Origin of the sequence: Streptomyces sp. NBC_00223 (assembly GCF_036199905.1) — a bacterium.
In the GTDB taxonomy this organism is placed as follows: Bacteria; Actinomycetota; Actinomycetes; order Streptomycetales; family Streptomycetaceae; genus Actinacidiphila.
Genome location: NZ_CP108109.1, coordinates 7,029,406 through 7,051,542, shown reverse-complemented (window position 1 = coordinate 7,051,542; position 22,137 = coordinate 7,029,406). Strand labels below are relative to the sequence as shown.

20 protein-coding genes are annotated in these 22,137 nt (G+C 72.8%); 4 read left to right on the top strand and 16 right to left on the bottom strand.

What is annotated here, in order from left to right; translation table 11 throughout:
• Window positions 1-191: 191 nt before the first annotated feature.
• The 3 genes from OHA30_RS30055 to OHA30_RS30045 all read right to left on the bottom strand — a co-directional run bounded on the left by OHA30_RS30055 (window position 192) and on the right by OHA30_RS30045 (window position 3,123).
• Window positions 192-929, bottom strand: a complete 738-nt coding sequence (locus OHA30_RS30055; protein ID WP_328917016.1) for an SseB family protein — start codon at window positions 927-929, stop codon at window positions 192-194.
• A gap of 116 nt (window positions 930-1,045) precedes the next feature.
• On the bottom strand, window positions 1,046-2,371 hold the full coding sequence (mycP, locus tag OHA30_RS30050; RefSeq protein ID WP_328917015.1) for a type VII secretion-associated serine protease mycosin: 1,326 nt from the start codon (window positions 2,369-2,371) through the stop codon (window positions 1,046-1,048).
• Window positions 2,371-3,123 carry a hypothetical protein gene (locus tag OHA30_RS30045; protein WP_328917014.1) on the bottom strand — a complete coding sequence of 251 codons (753 nt, stop codon included), beginning with the start codon at window positions 3,121-3,123 and terminating at the stop codon, window positions 2,371-2,373. The genes mycP and OHA30_RS30045 overlap by 1 nt, the downstream gene beginning before the upstream one ends.
• An 877-nt stretch (window positions 3,124-4,000) precedes the next feature.
• On the opposite strand from OHA30_RS30045, the gene OHA30_RS30040 reads away from it, so the two are divergent.
• Window positions 4,001-5,206, top strand: a complete 1,206-nt coding sequence (locus OHA30_RS30040) for an amino acid deaminase/aldolase (protein ID WP_328917013.1) — start codon at window positions 4,001-4,003, stop codon at window positions 5,204-5,206.
• A gap of 346 nt (window positions 5,207-5,552) precedes the next feature.
• Here OHA30_RS30040 and OHA30_RS30035 read toward each other — a convergent pair whose 3' ends face one another.
• Together OHA30_RS30035 and OHA30_RS30030 are read right to left on the bottom strand one after the other, a co-directional pair.
• Window positions 5,553-6,530, bottom strand: coding sequence for a DUF2510 domain-containing protein (locus OHA30_RS30035; RefSeq protein ID WP_328917012.1), 978 nt, complete (start codon window positions 6,528-6,530; stop codon window positions 5,553-5,555).
• A gap of 169 nt (window positions 6,531-6,699) precedes the next feature.
• Complete coding sequence (locus tag OHA30_RS30030) at window positions 6,700-7,677, bottom strand: LysR family transcriptional regulator (protein WP_328917011.1); 978 nt, start codon at window positions 7,675-7,677, stop codon at window positions 6,700-6,702.
• A 70-nt stretch (window positions 7,678-7,747) separates the two neighbouring features.
• On the opposite strand from OHA30_RS30030, the gene OHA30_RS30025 reads away from it, so the two are divergent.
• The gene (locus OHA30_RS30025; protein WP_328917010.1) at window positions 7,748-8,866 is read left to right on the top strand and encodes a TDT family transporter; all 1,119 of its coding nucleotides are present in this window, start codon (window positions 7,748-7,750) and stop codon (window positions 8,864-8,866) included.
• Here the strand turns inward: OHA30_RS30025 and OHA30_RS30020 are convergent.
• Window positions 8,832-9,548, bottom strand: coding sequence for a helical backbone metal receptor (locus tag OHA30_RS30020; RefSeq protein ID WP_328917009.1), 717 nt, complete (start codon window positions 9,546-9,548; stop codon window positions 8,832-8,834). The two genes, OHA30_RS30025 and OHA30_RS30020, sit on opposite strands and share 35 nt — an antisense overlap.
• A 359-nt stretch (window positions 9,549-9,907) precedes the next feature.
• Here OHA30_RS30020 and OHA30_RS30015 point away from each other — a divergent pair, with 359 nt between their 5' ends.
• Window positions 9,908-10,819, top strand: a complete 912-nt coding sequence (locus tag OHA30_RS30015; RefSeq protein ID WP_328918052.1) for a 5'-3' exonuclease — start codon at window positions 9,908-9,910, stop codon at window positions 10,817-10,819.
• On the opposite strand, the gene OHA30_RS30010 is transcribed toward OHA30_RS30015, so the two are convergent.
• From OHA30_RS30010 to OHA30_RS29985, 6 genes are all read right to left on the bottom strand, one after another.
• Entirely contained in the window at window positions 10,820-11,914 is a 1,095-nt protein-coding gene (locus OHA30_RS30010) for an alpha/beta hydrolase (protein WP_328917008.1), read from the bottom strand.
• Window positions 11,911-12,729 (bottom strand): 2-oxo acid dehydrogenase subunit E2, encoded by an 819-nt coding sequence (locus tag OHA30_RS30005; RefSeq protein WP_328917007.1) that lies wholly within the window; start codon window positions 12,727-12,729, stop codon window positions 11,911-11,913. Before OHA30_RS30005 ends, OHA30_RS30010 begins: the two co-directional genes overlap by 4 nt.
• Window positions 12,726-12,953 (bottom strand): phosphopantetheine-binding protein, encoded by a 228-nt coding sequence (locus OHA30_RS30000; RefSeq protein ID WP_328917006.1) that lies wholly within the window; start codon window positions 12,951-12,953, stop codon window positions 12,726-12,728. The genes OHA30_RS30005 and OHA30_RS30000 overlap by 4 nt, the downstream gene beginning before the upstream one ends.
• On the bottom strand, window positions 12,950-14,896 hold the full coding sequence (locus tag OHA30_RS29995) for an HAD-IIIC family phosphatase (protein ID WP_328917005.1): 1,947 nt from the start codon (window positions 14,894-14,896) through the stop codon (window positions 12,950-12,952). Before OHA30_RS29995 ends, OHA30_RS30000 begins: the two co-directional genes overlap by 4 nt.
• A gap of 5 nt (window positions 14,897-14,901) precedes the next feature.
• A complete protein-coding gene (locus OHA30_RS29990) occupies window positions 14,902-15,927 on the bottom strand; it encodes a 3-oxoacyl-ACP synthase III family protein (protein ID WP_328917004.1) in 1,026 nt (341 codons plus the stop codon).
• A gap of 257 nt (window positions 15,928-16,184) precedes the next feature.
• On the bottom strand, window positions 16,185-17,723 hold the full coding sequence (locus tag OHA30_RS29985; protein WP_328917003.1) for an MFS transporter: 1,539 nt from the start codon (window positions 17,721-17,723) through the stop codon (window positions 16,185-16,187).
• Between the two features lie 108 nt (window positions 17,724-17,831).
• On the opposite strand from OHA30_RS29985, the gene OHA30_RS29980 reads away from it, so the two are divergent.
• A complete protein-coding gene (locus OHA30_RS29980; RefSeq protein ID WP_328917002.1) occupies window positions 17,832-18,422 on the top strand; it encodes a TetR/AcrR family transcriptional regulator in 591 nt (196 codons plus the stop codon).
• Between the two features lie 208 nt (window positions 18,423-18,630).
• Here the strand turns inward: OHA30_RS29980 and OHA30_RS29975 are convergent, their stop codons facing one another.
• The 4 genes from OHA30_RS29975 to OHA30_RS29960 all read right to left on the bottom strand — a co-directional run bounded on the left by OHA30_RS29975 (window position 18,631) and on the right by OHA30_RS29960 (window position 21,864).
• Window positions 18,631-19,803, bottom strand: a complete 1,173-nt coding sequence (locus OHA30_RS29975) for an LLM class flavin-dependent oxidoreductase (RefSeq protein ID WP_328917001.1) — start codon at window positions 19,801-19,803, stop codon at window positions 18,631-18,633.
• Between the two features lie 128 nt (window positions 19,804-19,931).
• Window positions 19,932-20,342 carry a pyridoxamine 5'-phosphate oxidase family protein gene (locus tag OHA30_RS29970; protein WP_328917000.1) on the bottom strand — a complete coding sequence of 137 codons (411 nt, stop codon included), beginning with the start codon at window positions 20,340-20,342 and terminating at the stop codon, window positions 19,932-19,934.
• 90 nt (window positions 20,343-20,432) lie between these two features.
• On the bottom strand, window positions 20,433-20,639 hold the full coding sequence (locus tag OHA30_RS29965) for a ferredoxin (protein ID WP_328916999.1): 207 nt from the start codon (window positions 20,637-20,639) through the stop codon (window positions 20,433-20,435).
• A gap of 13 nt (window positions 20,640-20,652) precedes the next feature.
• Window positions 20,653-21,864 carry a cytochrome P450 gene (locus OHA30_RS29960; RefSeq protein ID WP_328916998.1) on the bottom strand — a complete coding sequence of 404 codons (1,212 nt, stop codon included), beginning with the start codon at window positions 21,862-21,864 and terminating at the stop codon, window positions 20,653-20,655.
• Between the last annotated feature and the right edge of the window lie 273 nt (window positions 21,865-22,137).

The window sequence follows — 22,137 nt, the reverse complement described above, 5'->3', positions numbered from 1 at the left end:
CACGTAACGAGCGCTGCGGACACTCGTCATTGTGGGGCTATGGGGTGAATGTCACATCTTGAGCCGATCTTGGCACTCACGGTGGCCGCGCCGGACGCCGGGCGTGTCGGCCGGTGTACGGGCGGGCGTACCGCCTGGCCGGCGGCCGGTACGGGCCCCGGCGTACCGTCTGACGACCGGCCGGTACCGGCTCAGCGCGTGAAGAACGGCTCCGCCGCCACGGCCGCGTCCGGCGGCAGCAGGGCCAGGTCGAGGCCCTGGACCAGGGCGCCGCGCAGCACCTCGTCGGCGGCCAGCGCCGCGGCGATCCGGCCGCCGGTCGCCGTCACGTCCGCGTCCGGGGCGAGCACCAGGCCCAGCGTGCCGTCGCTGCCCGGCTGCCCGGCGATCAGATGGGCCCGTACGACCCCCGGCTCGGCGGCGGTCGCGGCCCGCAGCGCCTCCCGTACGGCCGGGTCCTCCAGCGGGTCACGGCGGCCGGGACCCAGCGAGGCGGCCCGCAGCTCGGGGCCGGTCAGCTCGTACGTCACCGGCCCGGCGAGGTCGATCAGCAGCGTGTCGGCGCCTTCGTGCGCGAGGGCCTGGAGCGCCTGCCGCAGCGGTACGGCGACCGGGCGGGCCTCCGGGCGCCAGCGGGCCAGCGCGGCGGTGGAGGTGAAGGCGGGCAGCGCGCGCCTGCCGTCCGGGGCCTGGATGGTCGGCACGGCCATGTCGCTGGTCTTCTCCCGGCGCAGCCCGTCCGGGCCGGTCTCCGTCTCGCCGAGCACGGCCACGACCGGGACCAGCAGCCGGGCGGTATGCAGGGCGGCGAGTACGGCGGCCTCGGCGGCGCGGTCCTCGGCGTAGGCGGCGAGGGCGGCGGCCAGTTCCGGGGACGCGGAGCCGTCGTCGTCGGAGTAACCGGAGTCCGGGATGTTCTTGAGCGCCACGCCGGAACCCTATCCGGCGCGGGCGGGCAAGGCGGTCGCCGGGGGCGGGGGTGGAGCGGTGGCCGGGCGTGCGGGCGGCCGGGCCGGTCGGTGGCCGGCGCTCAGTCGCCCGGCGCTCAGTCGCGGTACGTACGGCGGCGCGGCCGGAACCACAGCAGCCCGGCGAGCGAGACCAGCACCGCGCCCACAGCCGCGAACGCCCTGGCCACCCCGTCGCCCAGCACCTGGGCGCTGTCGTCGGGCTTGACGGCGGCGACCGGGCCGGGGCCGAAGTAACGGCTCGGGTGGGCGACGGGCGACGGGACGGCCGGCGCCGGCTTGAGCTTGCGCGCCGCGGCCAGCGCCGCCGCCGGGTCGATCAGCCCGGTGCCGAGTTCGTCGCTGCGGCCGCCCTTGGGCCGGTCCCGGGTCGTGGCCTCCAGCACCTGCTTGATCTGGGCGGGGCTGAGCTTCGGATTGGCCGAGCGGATCAGCGCGGCGGCGCCGGAGACGTACGCGGACGCGGCGCTCGTCCCCCAGCCGTTGTAGTACGTACGGTCCGGGTCGGCGATCACGACCTCCACGCCGGGGGCGGCGACCGAGGCGTACCAGCGGTGGGTGGAGAAGGGGGCGTGCTCGCCGTGGCGGTCCACGGCGGCGACCGCGATCACGCCGGGGTAGGCGGCCGGGTAGGAGGAACGGTCGGCCGCGTCGCCGCCGTTGCCCGCCGAGGCGACGACCACGACGCCCTTGCTCAGCGCGTACCGGATCGCGTCGTCCTCGGCGGCGACCGGGGAGGCGGTGGCGCTGTCGTCGCCGAGGGAGAGGTTGATGACGTCGGCGCCGTGGTCGACGGCCCAGCGGATGCCCTCCGGCAGTGCGTCGCCGCGCTGGTTCCTGGCCTTCTGCCGCTGCGGGTCCTTGTCCTCCAGGATCACCCGTACGGGCAGGATGCGGGCCTGCGGGGCGATGCCGAGGACGCCGGAACCGTTGCCCGGGCCGTGCCCGTGGCCCGCGATGATCGCGGCCATCCCGGTGCCGTGCCGGGCCCAGGCACGGTCGCCGCGTTTGGCGCCGAAGCCGATCTCGTCCTTGCCCGGCAGCACCTGTCCGGCCAGGTCGGGGTGCGTGGCGTCCACGCCCGTGTCGAGTACGGCGACGGTGATGCCCGCGCCCTTCGTCGTCTCCCACGCCTGCTGGGCGTGCAGCGCGTCCAGGGCCCAGTCGAGGCTGCGGGCGGTGTCGGCGCCGGCCGGGGGTGCGGTGAGGGCCAGGGACACTCCGGCGGCGGCCAGCGCGGTCAGGACGCGGGCGGCCCGGTGGCTTACGCGCGCGGGGGCCTTGTGGGGGCCCGGGCGCGCGGCTCGGAGGGCGGCGGCCCGGCGGTCGGCCCCGCGGTCGGTCCCGCGGTCGGTCCTGCGGCGGGCTCGAAGGGGGCTCGCGCCCGTACGGCGGCGGGTCATCAGTGCTTCTCCGGGCCTGCGGGGGTGGTCGTGGGGTGCAGTTGGGCGGCGACGGCGGCGTGCAGCCGGTCGTCCACGGCGGAGGCGAGGCCGGTCGCGTCGTAGCCGAGCCCGGCCTGGGCGGAGGCGCTGGTCGCGCCGGCGGCGTCGGCCTTGGCGGCGGGCAGCGGGGCGGAGACGGTACGGCCGTCGGCGAAACCGCTTACGGCGTACACCACGAAGGGCAGGTCCGCGGCGACCTGGACGTCCCAACTGCCGCGCTGACGGTCCCCGAAGGACGCGGCGGCCGTGCCGGGGAAGGCGACGGGCCGGGGGAGGAGGTCGGCGCGGTCGCCGAGGTGTTCGGCGGTCCAGCGCTGGTTGAGCGCGTTCATGGCGGGGGCCTCTCCCGCGGTGACGAGCAGGCCCACGGTCGTCACCGTGCTCGACGTGCTGTCGACGTAGGTCGCGCGCAGCAGCCGTACGCAGCCCACGGGGGTGATCACCCGCTGGAGCAGCGGGTCGAACGCGCCCGCGCACCCCGAGGGCGTCGCCACTCCGATCCGCGTCCACGAGCGGTCGGCGCCGCCGGGGCCGCCGCCCTTCTCCTCGACGGTGGGCGGGAAAAGCTGGTCCACGGGCGTGTCGCGCCACACGTTCCGCGCCTTGGCGAAGGCTTCCGGGCTGCCGTCCGCGACGGGCCGCGCGGCGCGGGGCCCGTGATTGATCACGGCCCCCGCGACGGCGCCCCCGATCAGCCCGAGCCCGAGCACGAGGCACACGGCGGCGGCGACCCGAAACCCGCCCCCGCCGCGAAGCGGCGCGGGGGGCGCCGGGTAGCCATAAGCCGCGGGCGCGCCGGGCCCGGGTGGCCACCCGGGCGCCGGGTGCGGGGGCGAAGCGTACGGCGGCGGCACGGGGGTCGTGGGGTACGGCGGGGCGGCGGGAGCGGGACGCGAGGGTATCCCGGCAGCGGATGGCTGCCCAACAGAGGCCGTGGGAGCGGGCGTTGGTGGTGGAGCCGCGGGCTGCGGGGCCTCGGCGTACCGCTCAGGCGCCAACTGGCCGCCGTTGTCGTACCGGCTCGCGGGAGGCGGTGCAACGGGGGCCGGGGGTGCGGGCGGTGGCGGTGGAGGCGCGGGCGCCTGGGCGGACGACTGGCCCGGGGCGGCGTACCCGTCGTCGGGTGGCGGCCCAACAGGGGCCGCAGGGACTGGCGTTGGTGGCGGGGCGGCGGGTGGTGCCGGGGCGGCGTACCCGTCGGCAGGGGGTGGCCCAACAGGGGCCGCAGGCAAGGGCGTTGACGGCAGGACGGTTGAACGGCCCGGGGCGGCGTAGCCGTCGGCAGGGGGTGGTCCAACGGGGGCCGGGGGTGCGGGTGGTGGAGGGGGGTCGGCGTCCGGCTCGGGGGGCGCCGGGGACGTGGGGCCGGGCCCGGAGGGCTGGTGGTGCGCGCCGCGAGGGCGAAGCGTGGGGAACGGAGCCGGTGGGGTCTGTCCGTTGTCCACTCCGGTACTCACCCGGCGCCCCCTCGTGACCTGTACCTGCGCGGCTTGCGCGTCACTCTACGGGGTTGACGGGAGGTGCGGTTGCGGCGGGGCGAGGTGCCAGGGGCTACCGCCGGGTAGCCCCGTCTGGCAGGCTTCACGCATGTCCGATCGTTCTGTCGCCCGCCTCCGGTACAACCGGGCCACCGCCCATCTCGACGCCCCGCTGGCGATCGTGGACCTGGACGCGTTCGACGCGAACGCGATGGACCTCGTCCGGCGGGCGGACGGCAAACCGATCCGCGTCGCCTCGAAGTCCGTCCGCTGCCGCGCCCTGCTCGAACGCGTGCTGGCCCACGAGGGTTTCGCGGGGATCATGTCCTTCACGCTGGCCGAATCGCTGTGGCTGGCCCGCGCCGGCTTCACCGACATCCTGCTCGCGTACCCCTCCGCGGACCGTGACGCCTTCGCCGAACTGGCCGCCGACCCCAAGCTCGCGCGGACCGTGACCGTGATGGTCGACGACGTGGCGCAACTCGACCTGATCGACGCGGCGCGCGGCGCGAACGGCACCGAGACCGTCCGCGTCTGTCTCGAACTGGACACGTCCCTGCGGAAGTTGAGCGGCCTGCTGCGGGTCGGCGCGCTGCGTTCCCCACTGCACGCGCCCGAGCGGATGGCGGCGCTGGCCCGTACGATCGCCGCGCGGCCCGGCTTCCGGCTGGTGGGGATCATGGCGTACGAGGGGCATGTCGCGGGCGTCGGGGACGCGTTGCCCGGGCGGCCGGCCCGTTCGCTGGCGATACGGCTGATGCAGGCCACGGCCCGCAGGGAGTTGGCGGCGCGCCGCGCGGAGGCGGTACGGGCGGTGCGCGCGGTCGTACCGGACCTGGAGTTCGTCAACGGCGGCGGCACCGGCAGCGTGCAGTACACAGCGGCGGAGGACGCGGTCACCGAGGTGGCGGCGGGCTCCGGCCTGTACGTGCCGCGGCTGTTCGACAACTACCGGTCGTTCCACGGCTGTCCGGCCGCGCTGTTCGCGCTGCCGGTGGTACGGCGGCCGGGCGTGGGCGTGGTGACGGTGCTGGGCGGCGGCTATCCGGCGTCGGGGCCCGCGGGCCGGGACCGCTCGCCGGAACCGTATCTGCCGGAGGGGCTGCGCTACGACCCGCAGGAGGGCGCGGGCGAGGTGCAGACGCCGCTGCTCGGCTCGCCGGCGGACGATCTGCTGATCGGCGACAAGGTGTGGTTCCGGCACGCGAAGGCCGGCGAACTGTGCGAGCGTTTCGCCGAGTTGCACCTCGTGGAGGGCGACCGCGTGACGGCGACGGCTCCGACGTACCGCGGCGAGGGCAGAACGTTCCTCTGACGTCGGCTGGTCGAGCCGGACGCGGCCGCCCGGTGGACGTTCCGCCAGGCCGGGCGCGCGGCAGCCGATCGCCGCGGCCGGTCAGGAGGCCAGCCGCGACGCAAAGGCGGCCCCCATGGCACGAAGCCGGGAGGCCGCCCTATAACAACCGTAAGACCCTCTAACCTTCGCAAGACCGTCCGCGCGAGCGAGAGGCTCTCACCTCTGCGAGAGCCCACGCACGTAAGACCCTCTCACGTTCGCAAGCACCCCACGCGGCGCGAGGCCCCTCACCCCCGTGAGACCCCCACGCAAGCGTGAGACCTTCTCACGGACGCGAGGCCCCCTCACTGACGTGAAAGCCAGCTCAGACGCCCGCGCCGTTGTCCGTGCCGCCGCTGCTGTCCGCCTTGATGCCCTGGGTGATCTCGTCCATGACCTCGACGCCCGGCGCCTTTCCGCCGATGTCGAAGCCGAAGCGGACCACGACGAGCTTGCCGCTGTCGGCCGGCGAGGGGAAGACCAGCGACTCGATGTACCCGCCCGTCCCCGACTTCGTGGCGATCTTCCACCGCACCAGGTAGCCCTTCTGCCCGGCCACGGTGACCGACTCGGACAGCAGCTCCTGGTGGGACGTGAGCGGCCCGTAGATGTCGGTGCTGTACGAGTTCGCCGCGTTCGCCGAGATGTCCTGCTTCGCCGCCGCCTCGGGCGAGGTCGCCGTGATCTTCAGCGCCTCCCCCGGCGTGGCGAACGCCCCGCCGCGCACACAGCTCTGCGTGCTGTCCCCCGGGCACGCGTACTCGCCGGTGACGACACTGGCGCCGATGCCGGCGTTGTTCGACGAGCCCTGCCAGCCGTCGAGCACCGGCAGGCTGATCCCGTCGTAGGCGTCGACCGCCTTGTCGCCGCCGGACCTGGGGTTGTCGGGCTGCGAGGGATCGTCCGGCTCCCGCGGATCCTCGGTGCCGGGGGCCTGGCCGCCGCCGCGGTGCGGCACCGTCGCGGTCGGGCCTGGCCCGGTCGCCGTGTCGTCCTTCCCGCTCTTGCCGAGCACCAGGGCGCCCGCGACCACACCGCCGATGAGCACGAGCGCGGCCACGATCGCGATGACCACCGCGCCCGTCCGCCGACCGCCGCCACCGCCCTTCGAGGCGATGACGTCGCCACCGGGGTACCCGGGATACCCGGGGTAGCCGTACGACGGTTCGGGTGCGCCGATGACCACCGGCGCGGTCCTGGTGTACTCGGTCCACGCGGTCCCGTCCCACCAGCGTTCCATGGCCGGGCCGTTGCCTGTGTGCCCGGGTTCTGGATACCAGCCGGGCGGGGTCGTCGTCGTCACGGCGGTCACCTTATGGCCCCAGCATGAGAATCCCGTAAGCAGGACGGTCACAGGCCCGTTACACCGGCACGTTCCGGACACCGCGCCGGTCAGCGGCGGTGCCCCCGACCGGCGTGGGCGGCCGCCCGCGCCACCCACGCACTCACCCGTACGCCCGTCTCAGCCCCCCTCACCCACCCCCGCGCGCACCCCCGCCCACCCGGCCCTTCTGCCTGGTCAGGGCCAGCAGATCCCGCGCCGGTCCCGCCGGCCGGTGCCCCGCAGGCCAGACCGCCCGCAGCGAGCGGGTCAGCGCGATGTCGGCGAGCGGGATCTCCCGCAGCCGCCCGGCGGCCAGCTCCTCCGCGACCGCCAGCTCGCTCAGCACAGCGGGCCCCGCGCCACTGAGCGTCGCCGCCTTGACCGCCGTCGTGGAGGCGAGTTCGAGCAGCGGTACGGCGGGCCCGCCGTGCCCGGCCAGCGCCGCGTCCAGCACCTGCCGGGTGCCGGAGCCCTTCTCGCGCAGGACGAGCGGCGTGGCGGCGAGTTCGTCGGCGGACACCCCGGTACGGCGGCGGGCCCAGGGGTGCGCGGGGGCGGTCACCACCAGCAGCCGGTCATGGCCAATGGTCACCGCGTCGAGCCCGGGCGGTACGTCGACACCCTCCACGAACCCGAGGTCGGCCTCCCCGGCGACGATCTGCTGGGCGACGGTGACGGAGTTGCCCGCCGCCAGGGACACGGCCGTGCCGGGGTGGCGCCCGTGCAGGGCGATCAGCCAGCCCGGCAGCAGATACTCGGCCACCGTCATGCTGGCCGCCACCCGCAGCCGCGAGTCCCGGCGCCCCCGCAGCGCCCGCGCGCCCGCGTCGAACGCCTCGGCCGCCTCCAGTACCCGCCGCGCCCACTCGCTGACCAGCGCGCCCTCGTCCGTGAGCCGGGAACCGCTCGGGGAGCGCCGGACCAGGGCCACGCCAAGCCGGGTCTCCATCGCCCGCAGCCGGCCGCTGGCCGCGGGTTGGCTGATCCCCAGCTCCCGGGCCGCCCGGCCGAGGCTGCCCAACCGGGCGACGGCGAGCAGCAGTTCCATCGCCCCGAGGTCGGGCACGCGGTGGGCGAGAGGGCCGTGGCCCTGGTCGGGGCCGTCGTCGGGCGGAGCTGCGGTCATAAGGCCAGCTTATGTGCTGATAGCCGCTGGGGAGCTACCGGTACGCCCGGCCGCCCGCGAGGGTCGAGACATGGTCGCTCTCGCTCCCCCGCAGGTCATCGTGCCCAGCCGGCTCCGTACACCCACCGTGCGCGGGTTCGGGCCCAACTGGTACGCGCCCGTGATGGGGACGTCGATCGTCGCCAACGCGGCCGCCGCGCTGCCCGGTTGCCCGGGGTGGCTGCGGAACGCCGGGACGGGCGTATGGGCGCTGGCGGCCGCCATGCTCGTCGCCGTACTGGTCACCCGGGCCGCGCACTGGACCCGGCACCGCGACCAGGCCCGCCGGGACCTGCTCGACCCGGCCGTCGCCCCCTTCTACGGCTGCCCGCCGATGGCGCTGCTCTCCGTGGGCGCGGGCGCGTCGGCGCTCGGCCGGCCGCTGCTGGGCGATCACGCGGCGGTCGTGGTGGACGCCGTGCTGTGGACGGCGGGTACGGCGTCGGCGCTGCTGGTCGCGGCCGCGGTCCCGTATCTGATGGTGGCCCGGCACCGGATCGGGTCCGGCGACGCGTCCCCGGTGTGGCTCCTGCCCGTCGTGGCGCCGATGGTCGCGGCGGCGCTGGGCCCCGGCCTGATCCCGCACCTGCCGCCGGGCGCGCACCAGGCGAGGGAGGCGATGCTGCTCGGCTGCTACGCGATGTTCGGCCTGAGTCTGCTGGCCACGCTGACGATCCTGCCGCTGGTGTGGGGCCGGCTGGTCCGGGGGACGCTCCCGCTCGCCCTGACCCCCACCCTCTTCCTGGTGCTCGGCCCGCTGGGCCAGTCCACCACCGCGGTCGGCAACCTGGCCGACGCGGCGCCCTCGGCGATGCCCGGGGCGTACGTACCGGCGCTGCGCGGTTTCGCCGTGCTCTACGGGGTGCCGGTGACCGGATTCGCCCTGCTGTGGCTGGCGATCGCGGCCGCGCTCGTGGTCCGCGCCGCCCGGGAGGGTCTGCGCTTCTCGATGACCTGGTGGGCGTTCACCTTCCCGGTGGGCACGTGCGTCACGGGCGCGGCGAGCCTGTCCCGCCACACCGGGCTGCACGCCCTGACCTGGCTCGCGGTGGGTCTGTACGTGATGCTGGCCGCGGCCTGGCTGACCGCGGGTACGGGGACCGTACGCGGCCTGCTCAGCGGACGGCTGCTCGCAGCGCCCGCCCGATGACCTCGGGGGCCTCGGCGAGCGAGGGGCCGTACCAGGTGAGGTGCCGCCCGCTGACCAGGGCGGCGGGCAGTCCGGGGAACGCCTCGGGGCCGTCCTCGGCGGTGAAGCGGTACGGCTCGTCGGGCAGGACCACGAGGTCGGCGGGCGGCAGCGCGGCGGGGTCGAACCGGGGGTAGCGCTCGGCGTCGCCCGCGTACACATGGTCGACGCCGAGCCGGGCCAGCAGGTCCCCGGCGAACGTGTCGCGTCCCAGGGCCATCCACGGCCGGCGCCAGATGGGGACGACGGCCCGCAGCCGGGGCTCGTACGGGCGTACGTCCTGCCAGGCGGCCTCGGCGGCGTCCAGCCACGCGGGGCGGGTCAGCCCGCAGCCGTCGACGAGCATCCGCTCCAGCTCACGGAAGGCGTCCGGCACGGAACGGATCTCCGTGAGGAGGACTTCGCGTCCGGCGGCACGCAGGGCGTCGAGGTCCTGGGCGCGGTTCTCCTCCTCGTTCGCCACGATCAGGTCGGGGGCGAGGGCGAGGATCTTCTCGACGTCGGGGTTCTTGGTGCCGCCGATGCGGGGGACGTCGAGGCCGGCGGGGTGGGTGCACCAGTCGGTGGCGGCGACGAGGAGGTGGGGGGCGGTCTCGGCGAGGGACTCCGTCAGGGAGGGGACGAGGGAGAGGATGCGGGGCATGTGGGTACGGTACGGGGGCCCTGCGCGGGGGGCGCCCACTTGCCGTGGGGGGGCTTGTTTTTCCCGCCCGCCCGCCCGTGCGGGTGCGTTTCCGTCTGCGGGTGCAACCTGTGGGCGGTTCCGGGGCCAGTCCGGAGGTGACTCCTCGAACTGCGCAAGTGACGTTCTCCCAGGTTGCGTGACCCTTGGTTTGCGCAGTTCTGCGGGGACACCTCCTCCCCGTCCCCTCCGGCCCGGTTGGCGGCCAACGGTCGCGGGTGGGTGAGGAAAAACCGGGTCCGATTTGGTGGCCGTTCGTCGGATCGTCAGCACCGAGTGGGGTGGGGGGTGCGTGGCATGCTGGGGGTGTGGACGATCTTATGTTGCTCGACACTGCCAGCCTTTATTTTCGTGCGTATTTCGGGGTGCCCGAGTCTGTGAAGGCGCCTGACGGGACTCCTGTCAACGCCGTTCGTGGGCTGCTCGACTTCATTACGCGGCTGGTCGGCGATCACTCCCCCGCGTCGCTCGTCGCCTGTATGGACGCGGACTGGCGGCCGCAGTGGCGGGTGGATCTGATTCCGTCGTACAAGGCGCACCGGGTGGCCGAGGAGCCCGCGTCGGAGGCGTTGAGCACCGAGGCCGTGCCCGACACGCTGTCGCCGCAAGTGCCCGTGATCGAGGCCGTGTTGGATGCCGTCGGTATCGCCCGGCTGGGCGTTCCGGGGTACGAGGCCGACGACGTGATCGGCACGCTGGCCGGCGCGTCCCGTACGCCCGTGACGATCGTGACCGGCGACCGCGATCTGTTCCAGTTGGTGGACGACGCGCGCGGTGTGCGCGTGCTGTACCCGCGCAAGGGTGTGGGCGACTGCGACACGATCGACGAGGAGACGATTCTCGTGCGGTACGGCGTGCGCGCCGCGCAGTACGCCGACTTCGCCGCGCTGCGCGGTGACCCCAGCGACGGGCTGCCGGGGGTCAAGGGCATCGGCGACAAGTCCGCCGCGGACCTGGTGACGCTGTACGGGGATCTGGCCGGGGTACGGGCGGCCGCGGCCGATCCGTTCTCGAAGCTGACCCCGGCCCGCCGCCGCAACATCGCCGAGGCCGCCGCGTATCTGGATGTGGCCCCGAAGGTGGTCCGGGTCGCCTCGGACGTGCCGCTGCCGGACGGGTTCGACGCCAGGCTGCCGGCCGAGCCCGCGAATCCGGAGGCGCTTGAGGAGTTGGCCGCCCGCTGGGGTCTGGGCGGCTCGCTCACCCGTCTGCTGGCGGCGCTGGCCGCCTGACTACTTCCCCCGCCACTGGCCGATCAGCCTGCGCCAGCGCAGATACCGCAGCTTCGCCCCGAGCCGCAGCCGCTCCCGGGGGCTGCCGCCGCGCATGGTGAGCACCGAGTGCAGCAGCCATGTCTGGGTCTCGGTGACGTGCCGGGGCGCCGCGTGCGCGTCCCGGTAGCTGAGTACGTGCAAGTCCCTTACGTGGCGGCGGAGATGGCCGATTTCGCCCGGTGGGATGATCTCGTCGCCGTCGCTGCCCATGCAGTACACGGGGATGGTGAGCGAGGCGAGTTCGGCCGGGGTGAGGGCCCAGTCCCGCATGTGGTCGGCGAGTTCGGGCAGTTCGGTGTCGGTGAGGTGGGCGAGGGTGTCGGCGGTGATCCGGGGCAGCCGCCGGTGCCAGTCGTCGTCGGTGTAGAAGTCGCTGACGGGCGCGGCGGCGGCCACGATGCCCTTGATCCGCCGGTCGTGGGTCGCGGCGCGCAGTGCGAGGTGGCCGCTGAAGCTGAGCGCCATGGCGTAGGTGTGCTCCACGTCGGCGCGGTCGCCGACCGCGTCGAGGAGTGCGGGGAAGAGCTCCCAGCTCTTGGCGTCGTAGCTCAGGGTGTTCTCGCCGACGCCGGGCATCTCGGTGACCAGGCCGGCCATGCCGAGGCTGGTGGCGAGGGCCATCATCGGCGCGTACTGCTCCTTCGCGGCGACGATGCCGCCGGTCACCACGAGCAGCGGTTTGGGCTCGGTCGCGGACAGCCCGACCGCCCAGCAGCCGACGCGGCCGCCGCCGATCTCCAGGTCGAGCCGTTCGAAGCCCTGGCCCGCGTGGGCCGCGCCGAAGTCGGCGACGCACTGGTGGAGGGCGTAGCGGCGGGTGGGTCCGTCGATGTAGGGGAAGCGGGCCATCGCGTAGTAGCGATAGGCCAGTTCGGGGTGACCCTGGAGGTCGATCGCGCCGGCCGCGCGGTTCCACTCGGCCGCCCAGGAGCCGTCGGCGCCGTCCTCGTCGTTGGTGATGAGCGCGCTGATCCGCTCGAACTCGTCGGGCGGTATGCCCTGGGTCTTGGTGTGCACCAGGCCGAACTGCTTGAGTTCGCCGACGTCGGTCATCGCGCACCTCGTACGGTCGGGCGGGCCGCGGCCGTGCCGGTGGCGGCGGGCCGGGCTTCGGGGTCGAAGGTCTCCAAGTGGCGCTTGACGTCGGTGAGTACGTCGGCGGCCTCGGCTCCGTCGATGACGCGGTGGTCGAAGGCGAGGCTGAGCCGCATCACGGGCGCGACCGTCACGGCGCCGTCCCGTACCACCGGGCGGTCCAGGATGCGGCCGACGCCCAGGGTGACGGTGGTGCCGCCGACCGAGTGGAAGCTGTCGACGTCGCGGTGGCCGAGCGAGGTGACGGCCAGGGTGCCGTAGAGCAGCGGGTGGGTGGTGAGCGAGCCGGTGGCGCGGGCGGCGAGGCGGCGGCCGCGGGCCCAGGACAGCCGGTGCAGTTCACGGACGGGGGCGAACTCCGGCATGGTGTCGGGGTCGCCGTCGCGGAAGTGGTCGACACGCTCCTGGACGGCGTCCAGGCTCGCGGTGTCGATGCCGCGTACGACGGTGGACAGCACCACGCGGTGGCCGCCGACCCGCTTGTCCAGGGTGAACTTGCCGTTGACGGTGTCGTACCGGGCCACTTTGGGCCGCAGCCGGCCGCGGATGGCCGCGTTCGCCTCGGGGTGCAGGGCCAGGGTGCGGCCGCCGGCCAGCAGTACGTAACTCACCAGCGAGTAGCGGGTGCCGCGGGCGCGGGCGGCGGCGCGGTGGGCCAGGACGCGGCCCATGTCGACCTCGGTGTCGAGGAAGACCGGCGCGAAGTCCCGTATGGACTCCAGGAAGTACAGGGTGTGGCGGCGCTGGGCCGCGATGGGGACGCCCTCGGTCATACGGCGACCGCCAGTTCGTACACGCCCTGGAGGCTGGCGGCTTCGAGGACGTCGGACAGCGGGACGCGGCGGCCGGTGGTGCGTTCCAGGACGGTGAGCAGCCACAGCAGATGCAGGGAGTCCCAGCCGGGCAGGTCGTCGAAGCTCGTGCCGAGTTCCTCGGCCGTGACGGCCAGGCCGAGTTCGTCCCTGACGAGGGTGGCGAACTCGTCGATGCTGTTCATGAACGTTCTCCTGTGCCTGTGAGGTCGGCGGTGGTGTCGCCGGCTTCCGTGCCGAACTCCCGTGTCAGCCGGAGGTGGGCGGGGACCGGGACGATGTCGGTGAGGTCGTGGCGGTAGTGGGCGGTGCCGTCGTCCTCGGAGACCAGGGCGAAGCCCGAACGGGGGTAGAAGTCGCGAACGTTGCCGTTCTTGGCGGTGGCCCGGTAGGTGCCGTGGACGGCGGGCGCGCCGGTCTCCCTGGCGTGGGTGAGCAGCGCGGACAGGCACGCCTGCTCGATACCGCGGGAGAAGACCCGGCAGCTGAGCAGGAAGTTGTCGATGTGCAGCCCGTCGCTGTCGCGGTGGGTGAGGACGGCGCCGACGGTCCCGTTGTCGCCGAAGCGGTCGGCGGAGGCGATCACCAGCACCTGTGCGTCCGGGTCGGCGGCCAGCGCCGCCACCTGCGGCGGCTGGAGCCGCTGGGTGGTGAGGTTGAACTGGTTGGTGCGCAGGGTGATCTGGGAGACCCGGGCCAGCTCGCTGTCCGCGGCGGCCGCGAGCGTCACGGTGACGCCGAGTTCGGCGAGGTAGTCGTCGATCGAGGAGAAGCTCTGAAGGAAGTCGCTGCGGGCGGCCTCGACCCGGTAGAGCCCGGTGCGGGCGCGGTCCTCGGCGGACAGCTGGCGGGTGTCGAACCAGCCGTCGCGCAGCAGCTTGTCGATGTGCAGCGCCGGTTCCGCGTCCAGCTTCAGCACGGTGACGCCGGGCAACTCCCGGGCGACCAGGCCGCATTCGTAGGCGCTGTCGTCGGCGAAGACAAAGCTGTCGGTGCCGAGGTTGAGCACGCCCGCCAGTTCGGTGAGATTGTCGTGCTTGGGACGCCAGTTGGCGTTGACGCGCACGAAGTCGCTTTCGCGCAGCGTCATATCCGGCTTTTCGGTGAGGACTTGGCGGACGAGTTCGGCGTCGTTCTTGGTGACGGCGGCCACCAGTACGCCCTGCGAGCCGAGTTGCCGCACCACCCGCTGGAAGGCGCCGAACGCCTCGCCCCGGTGGCTGCCGGAGACCTCGATGCCGTCCGGGCCGTCGTCGCCGAGGATGCCGCCCCACAGGGTCTCGTCCATGTCCAGGACGAGCACCTTCTTGGTACGGCCGGTGAGGTTGCGGGCCAGGTGTCCGGCCTCGCGGGCGTATCCGGCGAGCAGTTCGACGGACAGATGCGCCTTGGCGTAGACGCTCATCCGGGGTTCGGTGACGGGCAGCCCGTCGGCCACCAGCGGGTCCAGGTCGAGGACGACCAGCGCCGGGTGGTCCGCGCTCAGCCGCAGCAGTCCGGCGTTGAACTCCCGCCAGATCACGCCGAGTTCGGCGCGCGAGCGGTAGTCGACGAGCTGCGCGGTGTACGGGCGGGGCAGCGGCACGGTGTTGAGGACGAGGGTGCCGCGGGCGGTGCCGGAGAAGCGTTCGGCCAGCCCGCCGAGCAGCCGCAGTTTCGCCTCGACGGTCTTGCGTACGTCGTCGGGCGTCCAGACGGCGGGGATCTCGTCGAAGACGACGGTGTGGTCCAGGACGCACAGCACGAGATCGGGGTCGGCGGCGTAGAGGTCGCTGCCGGGGTCTGACAGGTCGAAGACGTAGGAGTCGAAGGCGGAGACCCGGGCGCGCAGCAGCAGTCCGTGGCGGGCGCACTCGGCGGTGAGCGCGGGCAGCAGGGTGCCGAGGGTGCCGTGGCCGGTGATCGCCGCGCTCACCGTCGGCACACCGGGGTGCTCGGCCAGTACGGCGTCGGGGTCGAGACGGCTCAACAGCTGTCCGGCGCGGGCGAGTTCGGGACCGGTGAGGCCGGTGAGCAGGCCCTGGACCTTGGGGTAGCCGGCGGCGAGTCGGCCGTCGCGGTGGAGGGCCGACAAGGCGGCGGACGGGCTGTCCTCGGCGGGAACGCCGGCGGACGGGGTGGGTGGCATGGCCGTCAGACCCTCTCCACGGCGAAACCGGCTTTGATCCACTTGCTGGACTCGACGCAGATGCACAGCGCCCGCTGGCCCGCGGTCATCTCGGCCAGCGCGCGCTCGACCTGGAAGAAGGGCGTGGCGTTGCCGTTGTTGCCGGTGGCCTGCACACAGCTGATCTGGCGGGCGCTGTCGACGTCGAGGAGTTTGACGATCCGCTCGGTCATCCGGCCGGACAGCTGCGGCGGCAGCAGGAAGTCGATGTCGGAGTTCTCCCAGCCCAGTTCGGCGCGGAGTTCGGCGAGGATCTCCACGCTCAGGGCGGGCACGGACTCCTCGATCGCCTTGTAGTCCTCGATCAGCGGCGGCCGCGACGAGGTGCGGTCGGCGGGCCCGAACCAGTCGACGGTCTGGCCGGGGGTCCTGCCCTGTCCGGTGAGCCGGGTCAGCACATGGCGGACGACGGCGGAGCCCGGTCCCGGCTCGGTGCTGAGCACCATGGCGCCTGCGCCGTCGCCGAAGAGCACGTAGTTGACCATCTGGTCGGGCGAGAGCCGGGTGAAGTCGGCGTCGAAGTCGAGGATCTTGGCAGTGGTGTCGCCGCCGATGACCAGCGCGTTGCGGTACTGCCCGGTGCCCAGCAGCTGTACGCCCAGGTGCAGCGCCTGTACGGCGCCGGTGCAGCCGGACTGGAGCTGGTAGGTGGGCAGTTGGTTGATGCCGAGGCGGTCGGCCACGACATTGACGGTGGTCGGCATCAGCAGGTCGGGCAGCGCGGAGCCCATCACGATCAGATCGATGTCCCCCGCTCCCAGCCCGGCCCGGTCGAGCGCGGTACGGGACGCGGTCACCGCGAGGTCGGCGAGCGAGGAGCGCGGCTCCCCGGTGTCGAGGTCGACGCTCAGATGCCGGGTCTCGGTGCCGATGAAGACATCGACCCACTGCTCCCACTGCCCGCTCATCCGCAGTCTGCGGGCGAGCGCCGCGTTGTCGATCGGGGGTCCTGGCAGGGCCGTGCCGACCGAGCGGATGTGGACGTCGGCCATGCGTACCTCCGGGCGGAGAGGGTGATCGCTTCTCCCGCTCATCCTCGGTACGGCGTCTAAAGCGGGCCTTGGCCCGAGCTTGCCGGGACGTACGGACTCCGTGGAGCCCGGCCGTACCGCCTGAGGGAGGCCCGGGCACACCGCTCCCGCGCGCCCGCCCCGCCTCGTAACGATCCCCCGTGCACCGCGACGAGGGCGCGTGCCCGGGGTCAGGTCCCCGGACACGCGCCCGTACGCCGCTGGAAGTCGCGCCGGCCTCAGACCGTCGCGTTCTCCTGCGGCGCCCCGGCACCCGCCTTCGCGCCCCTGGGCACCCTGCCGTCCTCACGGAAGAGCAACAGGGCCGCGACCGCGGCGGCCACAACCACGGCGGCGGCGATACCGAAGCCCAGCCGGAAGCCGCTGACCAAGGCGTCGCCCGCCTTGTGTCCGGCCGCCAGCTTGTTGTTGGTGCGATCGGTGGCGATGGACGCCACGATCGCGAAGCCGATGGCGCCGAGCACCTGACGGCTGACGTTGAGCAGCGCGGAGGCGACACCGGTCTGTTCGGCCGGCACGCCGGAGACCGCGGCCACGTTGATCGGGATGTAGAGGATCGAGAAGCCGAAGCTGTAGATCACCGACGGCAGGATCAGCCCGGCCCACAGGCCGCTGTCCTCGCTGATCCGGGAGAACATCCACAGGCCGACGGCGGCGATCAGCGAACCGGCGATGACCACCACGCGGGTGCCCAGGTACGGCAGCAGCTTGGGGCCGAAGCCCGCCGCGAGCACGATGACCAGGGTGAACGGCAGGTAGGAAAGACCGGTCTTGAGCGCGGAGTAGCCCAGCACCTGCTGCTCGAAGAGCGTGAAGAAGAAGAACAGCAGCCACATGCTGGTGGCGAAGAGCGCCTGCACCGCGTTGGCTCCGGCGACCGCCTTGTTGCGCAGCAGCGAGAAGGAGAACAGCGGCTCCTTGGTGACGTACAGCTCGTGCGCGACGAAGTAGATCAGGATCACCGCGGCCCCGCCCAGCAGCCCCAGGGTGCGGCCCGAGCCCCAGTCGTGGGTGTCGGTCTGCACGAAGCCGTACGCGAGCAGGGTGACGCCGCCGGTGACGGTGATCGCGCCGATGATGTCGAAGCTGCGGTGGTGGCCGCCGGGGCCATCGGGCAGCAGGTACTTCACTGCCGCGATCAGGATGAAGGCGCAGACCGGCAGGTTGATCAGGAAGATCCAGCGCCAGCCGGGCCCGCTCATCAGCAGACCGCCGCCCAGGACGCCCAGCGCGCCGGCGAAGCCCGCGGTGGTGCCCCAGATGGCCATGGCCTTGGTGCGGGCCTTGCCCTCGGGGAAGGTGGTGACCAGGATCGCCAGGGTCATCGCGGCGATGAAGGCACCGGCGATGCCCTGCGCGCCGCGGGCGACGACCAGGGTTGTCGAGTTCTGCGCCAGGCCCGCCGCCAGCGAGGCCGCGGTGAAGACCGCGGTGCCGGCCAGGAAGACCTTCTTGCGCCCGACGACGTCCCCGGTGCGCCCGCCCAGCAGCAGGAAGCCGCCGAAGAGGACGACGTAGGCGTTGACCACCCACGACAGGCCGGCCTGCGAGAAGTGCAGGTCGCGCTGGAGGGTGGGCAGCGCCACGTTGACGATCGTGATGTCGACCGTGTCGAGGAGCAGGGCCAGGCAGAGGACGACGAGGGCGAAGGTGTGCGAGCGCTCCCAGCGGAACTCGGGTTCCGCCGCGCTCTCCGCGTCGACCGCGCCTGCCAGCTCCGCCTCGCCGGCTTCGCCGATGGTAGCCACGATGAGCATCCTCTCGATGATCTTGATTACTTGACGTTCGGTAAGTGGTCAGCATGGTCGCTTAACGACCGGTCAGTCAAGTACATTGGAGAACCAGCCCCGCCACAGGAGGACGCCATGCAGCGCAACGCGACCCGAACGGCTTCCCCGGCGCTGCCCGACCCGCAGAGCACCCGGCAGCGGATTCTCGACATCGCGCTCGGCCTGTTCGCCCGGCTCGGCTACGCGGGCACCTCCGTCGCGGACATCGCCGGTGAGCTGGGGACGAGCAAGGCCGCGCTCTACTACCACTTCAAGTCGAAGGTCGAGATCCTCGACGCGCTGCTCGCCGAGCCCACCGAGCGGTACGCCCAGCTCGCGGACCGGGCGGCGGGCGGCGGGCTGACCGGCGAGCAACTGCTCGACGAGCTGATCGACTCCATCGCCGGGTCCCGGGTGCTGATGGGGGTCGTCGCCAACGACCCCTCGGTGATCCGGGTGGTGATGGAACGGGCCACCTGTCCCAACCCCCAGGAGAAGCTGGACGCGATCATCGCGGTGCTCGCCGGGCCCGACCCGGACCCGGTGGCGCGGATCAGGGCGCACGCCGCCTTCGCGGTCACCAAGGACACCACCCTCTCCCAGATGTCGGCGGGCAACGGACTGCTCAGCGCGGCCGACCGCGCCGAGATCCTGGCGGCGGCCAACCGGGCGCTCGCCGGGGCGTAGCGGCGGGTCGGCACATACGCGCACGGCCGGCCGGTGGATGCGGGCGGCGGCCGCCCCCGGGGGAAGGGCGGCCGCCGCCGGGAAGCGGACCCGCGATGACGGGCGCGGCGGGTGAGCGGTACCCGTACCGCGCCCGCCCGCGGCTCACAGGTCCGCGAGCGTGCCCCAGTGATGGACGAGCGGGGTCCGGACGAGCGGGGTCGAAGCGTCAGCCACGGGCGGCGGGCGCCGACTCGTAGCCGCGGACCGCGCCGGCCCGGGCCTCGGCGGCCGTCTCCCGGACGGAGTCCATCCGGTCCCGCACCGACCGGTAGCCGCGCAGCTGGCGGTCCAGCTGGCCCTGGAAGGCCGGGGCGACCTCGCGGGCGAAGAGCTGGAGGGACTCCCGGGTGGCCCGCGGGCCCGCCCAGTCGTACTGCGAGATCAGGAAGACCCCGAAGTCGGGTGCGGCCTCGCGCAGTTCGGCGATCTTGGCGATGGCCATCTCGGGGGTGCCGATGACCCCGAGGCCGTAGGCGTTGACCGCGTCGATCCGCTCATCGGCGGAGAGCCCGTCCGGCAGCGCGAGCGCCAGGTTGGGGATGATCGGCCAGTACCCGTCCATCCAGGCCAGCAGCCCGGCCTTGGCCTGCTCGCGCGCCTCGCGCTCGGTCTCGGCGATGTGGATCGGCGCGGTCAGCCGCCAGGTCGCGGGGTCCAGGACGTGCCCGGACTCGGCGGCCGCCCGCTCGGCGATCTCCCAGGTGCGGCCGAGGAAGTCGAAGCCGTCCTGGGTGGTGGCGCCGATGGAGAACAGCGAAAGACCGAAGCGGCCGGCCAGCGACGGCCCGGAGGGCGAGGCGAGCGCGGTGGTCGCCACCTCGAACCGGGGTGTGCTGTACGGGCGCAGATGCAGTCGCGCGTCGTGCAGTTCGAACCAGTCGGTCTTGCGGGTCACCGGCTCCTCGGACTCCAGTAACGCGAGTATCGCCTCAAGCGACTCCTCCTGCATCCGCCGCTGGTTCCTCGGCTCGATGCCGATCATCTGCGCGTCCACCGGGCTGCCGCCGGGTCCCGTGCCGAGGATGAAGCGGCCGCGGGTCAGATGGTCCAGCAGCACGGCCCGGTCGGCGACGACGAACGGGTGCTGGTACGGCAGGGCGGTCACCCCGGTGGCCAGTTTGATGCGCGAGGTACGGCTCGCGGCGGCGGCGAGGAAGGTCTCGGGCGCGCCGATGATCTCCCAGCCCGCGGAGCGGTGTTCACCGACCCATGCCTCGTCGAAGCCGAACCGGTCGGCCTCCTCGATGAGCTGGAGGTCCTGTTCCAGCAGCACCGTGGGGCTCTGCCCGGTCCGGTGCTGCGGCGGTACGAAGATCCCGAACCTCAGTGCGTCGGCCATGCTCGCCCTCGTCTCCGTGTTGTTTCTGACGGATCGTCAGAAACGACCGTAGCGACTCCGGTAAATCCGGCCTTAACCCGGCCTTGTCACACCGCCGTTACCCGGCGGCCCCGCCAGGGGACCATGTGTCACAGCCGCCAGGCGCGCAGCGGCTCGACCCGCAGCGGAGTGCTGAAGGCCGCCTCGATGGCGGGTACGTGCAGCCCGGCGTATTTGATGCGCTCGGTGTACTTCTCCACGAAGCCGGGCAGCCGGGACAGCGGCGGCAGGTCGGGGGCGGGTTCGGCGAGCCCGGCGATCACGTCGACCTCGCGGCCGGTCACGTCGTTGCAGTTGAAGTTGAGCGACACCTTCGGCTGGACCGCGATGTGGCGGAGCTTGGCGGCGTCGGGCCGGCTGTAGATGACCACGTGCTCCCCCGTCCAGAAGAACCACACCGGCCGCGGCGAGGGCTGACCGGTGGGCGAGTTGGTGGTCAGCCAGATCAACGGCGCGGTGGTGAGGCGCTCTTGGAGTACGTGGTCGGGTGTGAAGGTCATGGAAACGGCTCCTCGTCGGTGGCGTACGGGCATACGGAAGTCCCCGCGCGCACGAAGGCTCGCGCGGGGACACCGTGGGCGCGGCGCCTGCTACTGGTCTTCCTCGGTGTAACTGATCGCCCGGGCGGGGCACAGCCGGTCGGCCGCCTCGAACACCGCGTCGTGGAACTCCGGGTCGGGCTCGGGCTGGATCAGCTCGGAGAGCCCGTCCAGGTCGCGCTGCCCGAAGACCTCGGGCACCGCGCGCACGCACATACCCGCCCCGACGCACCGGTCGAGATCGACGGTCACCTGCATGGCACGTCCTTCCTCACCAGGTCACGGGCAGTTCGAGCAGCCCGTAGAAGAGCGCGTTCGCCTTGAACTCCAGCTGCTGCGCGGGGACGTCGAGCCGCAGCCCGGGCAGCCGGCGGAAGAGCGTGGTGTACGCGATCTCCAGTTCGGTACGGGCCAGGTGCTGGCCCAGGCACTGGTGGATGCCGTAGCCGAAGGCCAGATGCGGGCGCGCGTTGCGGTGGATGTCGAAGGTCTCGGGGTCGGCGAAGACCGCCGGGTCGCGGTTGGCGGCGGCGTTGGGCGAGATCAGGCCCTCGCCCTCCTTGATCAGGGCGCCGGCGATCTCGATGTCCTCGGTCGCGACACGGCAGGTGACCTGGTCGCCGATGCTGAGGTAGCGCAGCAGCTCCTCGACGGCCTTGGGGGCGAGTTCGGGGTCGGCGGTGACCTCGGCGAGCTGTTCGGGGTGGTCGAGCAGCGTCATGACGCCGAGGGCGACCATGTTGGCCGTCGTCTCGTGTCCCGCGCCCAGCAGCATCACCGACATGCCGACCAGGTGGTCGCGGTCGTAGACGTCCGCCTCCCGGTACTTGCGGATCATGGTACTGATCAGGTCGTCGGCCGGCTCCTTCTCGCGCAGCTCGACGATGCCGCCGAGCAGCGCCCGCACCTCTCCGAACGCGTCCTTGCGGTCCTGCTCACTGCTCTCGTGGCTGAGGATCGCGGTGGTGCAGCGCTGGAACAACTCCCGGTCGGCGTACGGGACTCCGAGCAGTTCGCTGATCATCAGCGAGGTGTAGGGCAGCGCGAACCCGTGCACGAGGTCGGCGGGCCGGGGTCCGTCGAGCAGCCGGTCGACGCACTCGTCGGCGAGCGCCTGGATGTGCGGACGCATCTGCTTGACCCTGCGTACGGTGAACTCGCCGGCCAGCATGTGCCGGTAGAGGGTGTGCTCCGGGGGGTCCATCCAGATCAGGAAGCCCTTGGTCTCCTTGGCCAGTTGCGGCTGGGCCATGAACAGGGCGGGGAACCCCGGGCGCAGGATGTTCTTGCTGGCCGCGGAGTGGCCGAGCATCTGGCGGGCCACTTCGTGATCCGTGGTGAGCCAGCCCGGCTTGCCCTCCCGGTCCAGGACACGGGCCACTTTCCCCTCGGCCCGGAAATCCTCGTAGGCCGCGGGTGGCGCGTACGGGCAGGCCCGGGGCATCGGAAACACCGGAAGTTCGCTGGAAACATCACTGGTCACGCTGGCATCTCCAAATTGATCGGATGCACATAACGGCTTTCGGCCATCGTCCGTGCCCCCTCTAAAGCCCGGCTTGGGCCGCCCTTGCGTGCTAGGGTCACCATGGGGGTGCATTTTCGGTCGCCGCAGGTTCCGCGCGAACCGCCGTGATCTTCCATGATCTACCGGCCCACCGGCAACGTGAATTTAACAGTCGCACGGTTCACTCACCGTGCACCGGTGGCTTTACTTTGCGAATGATGGAACTCGGTTTCGCGTATTCCATACAGATGG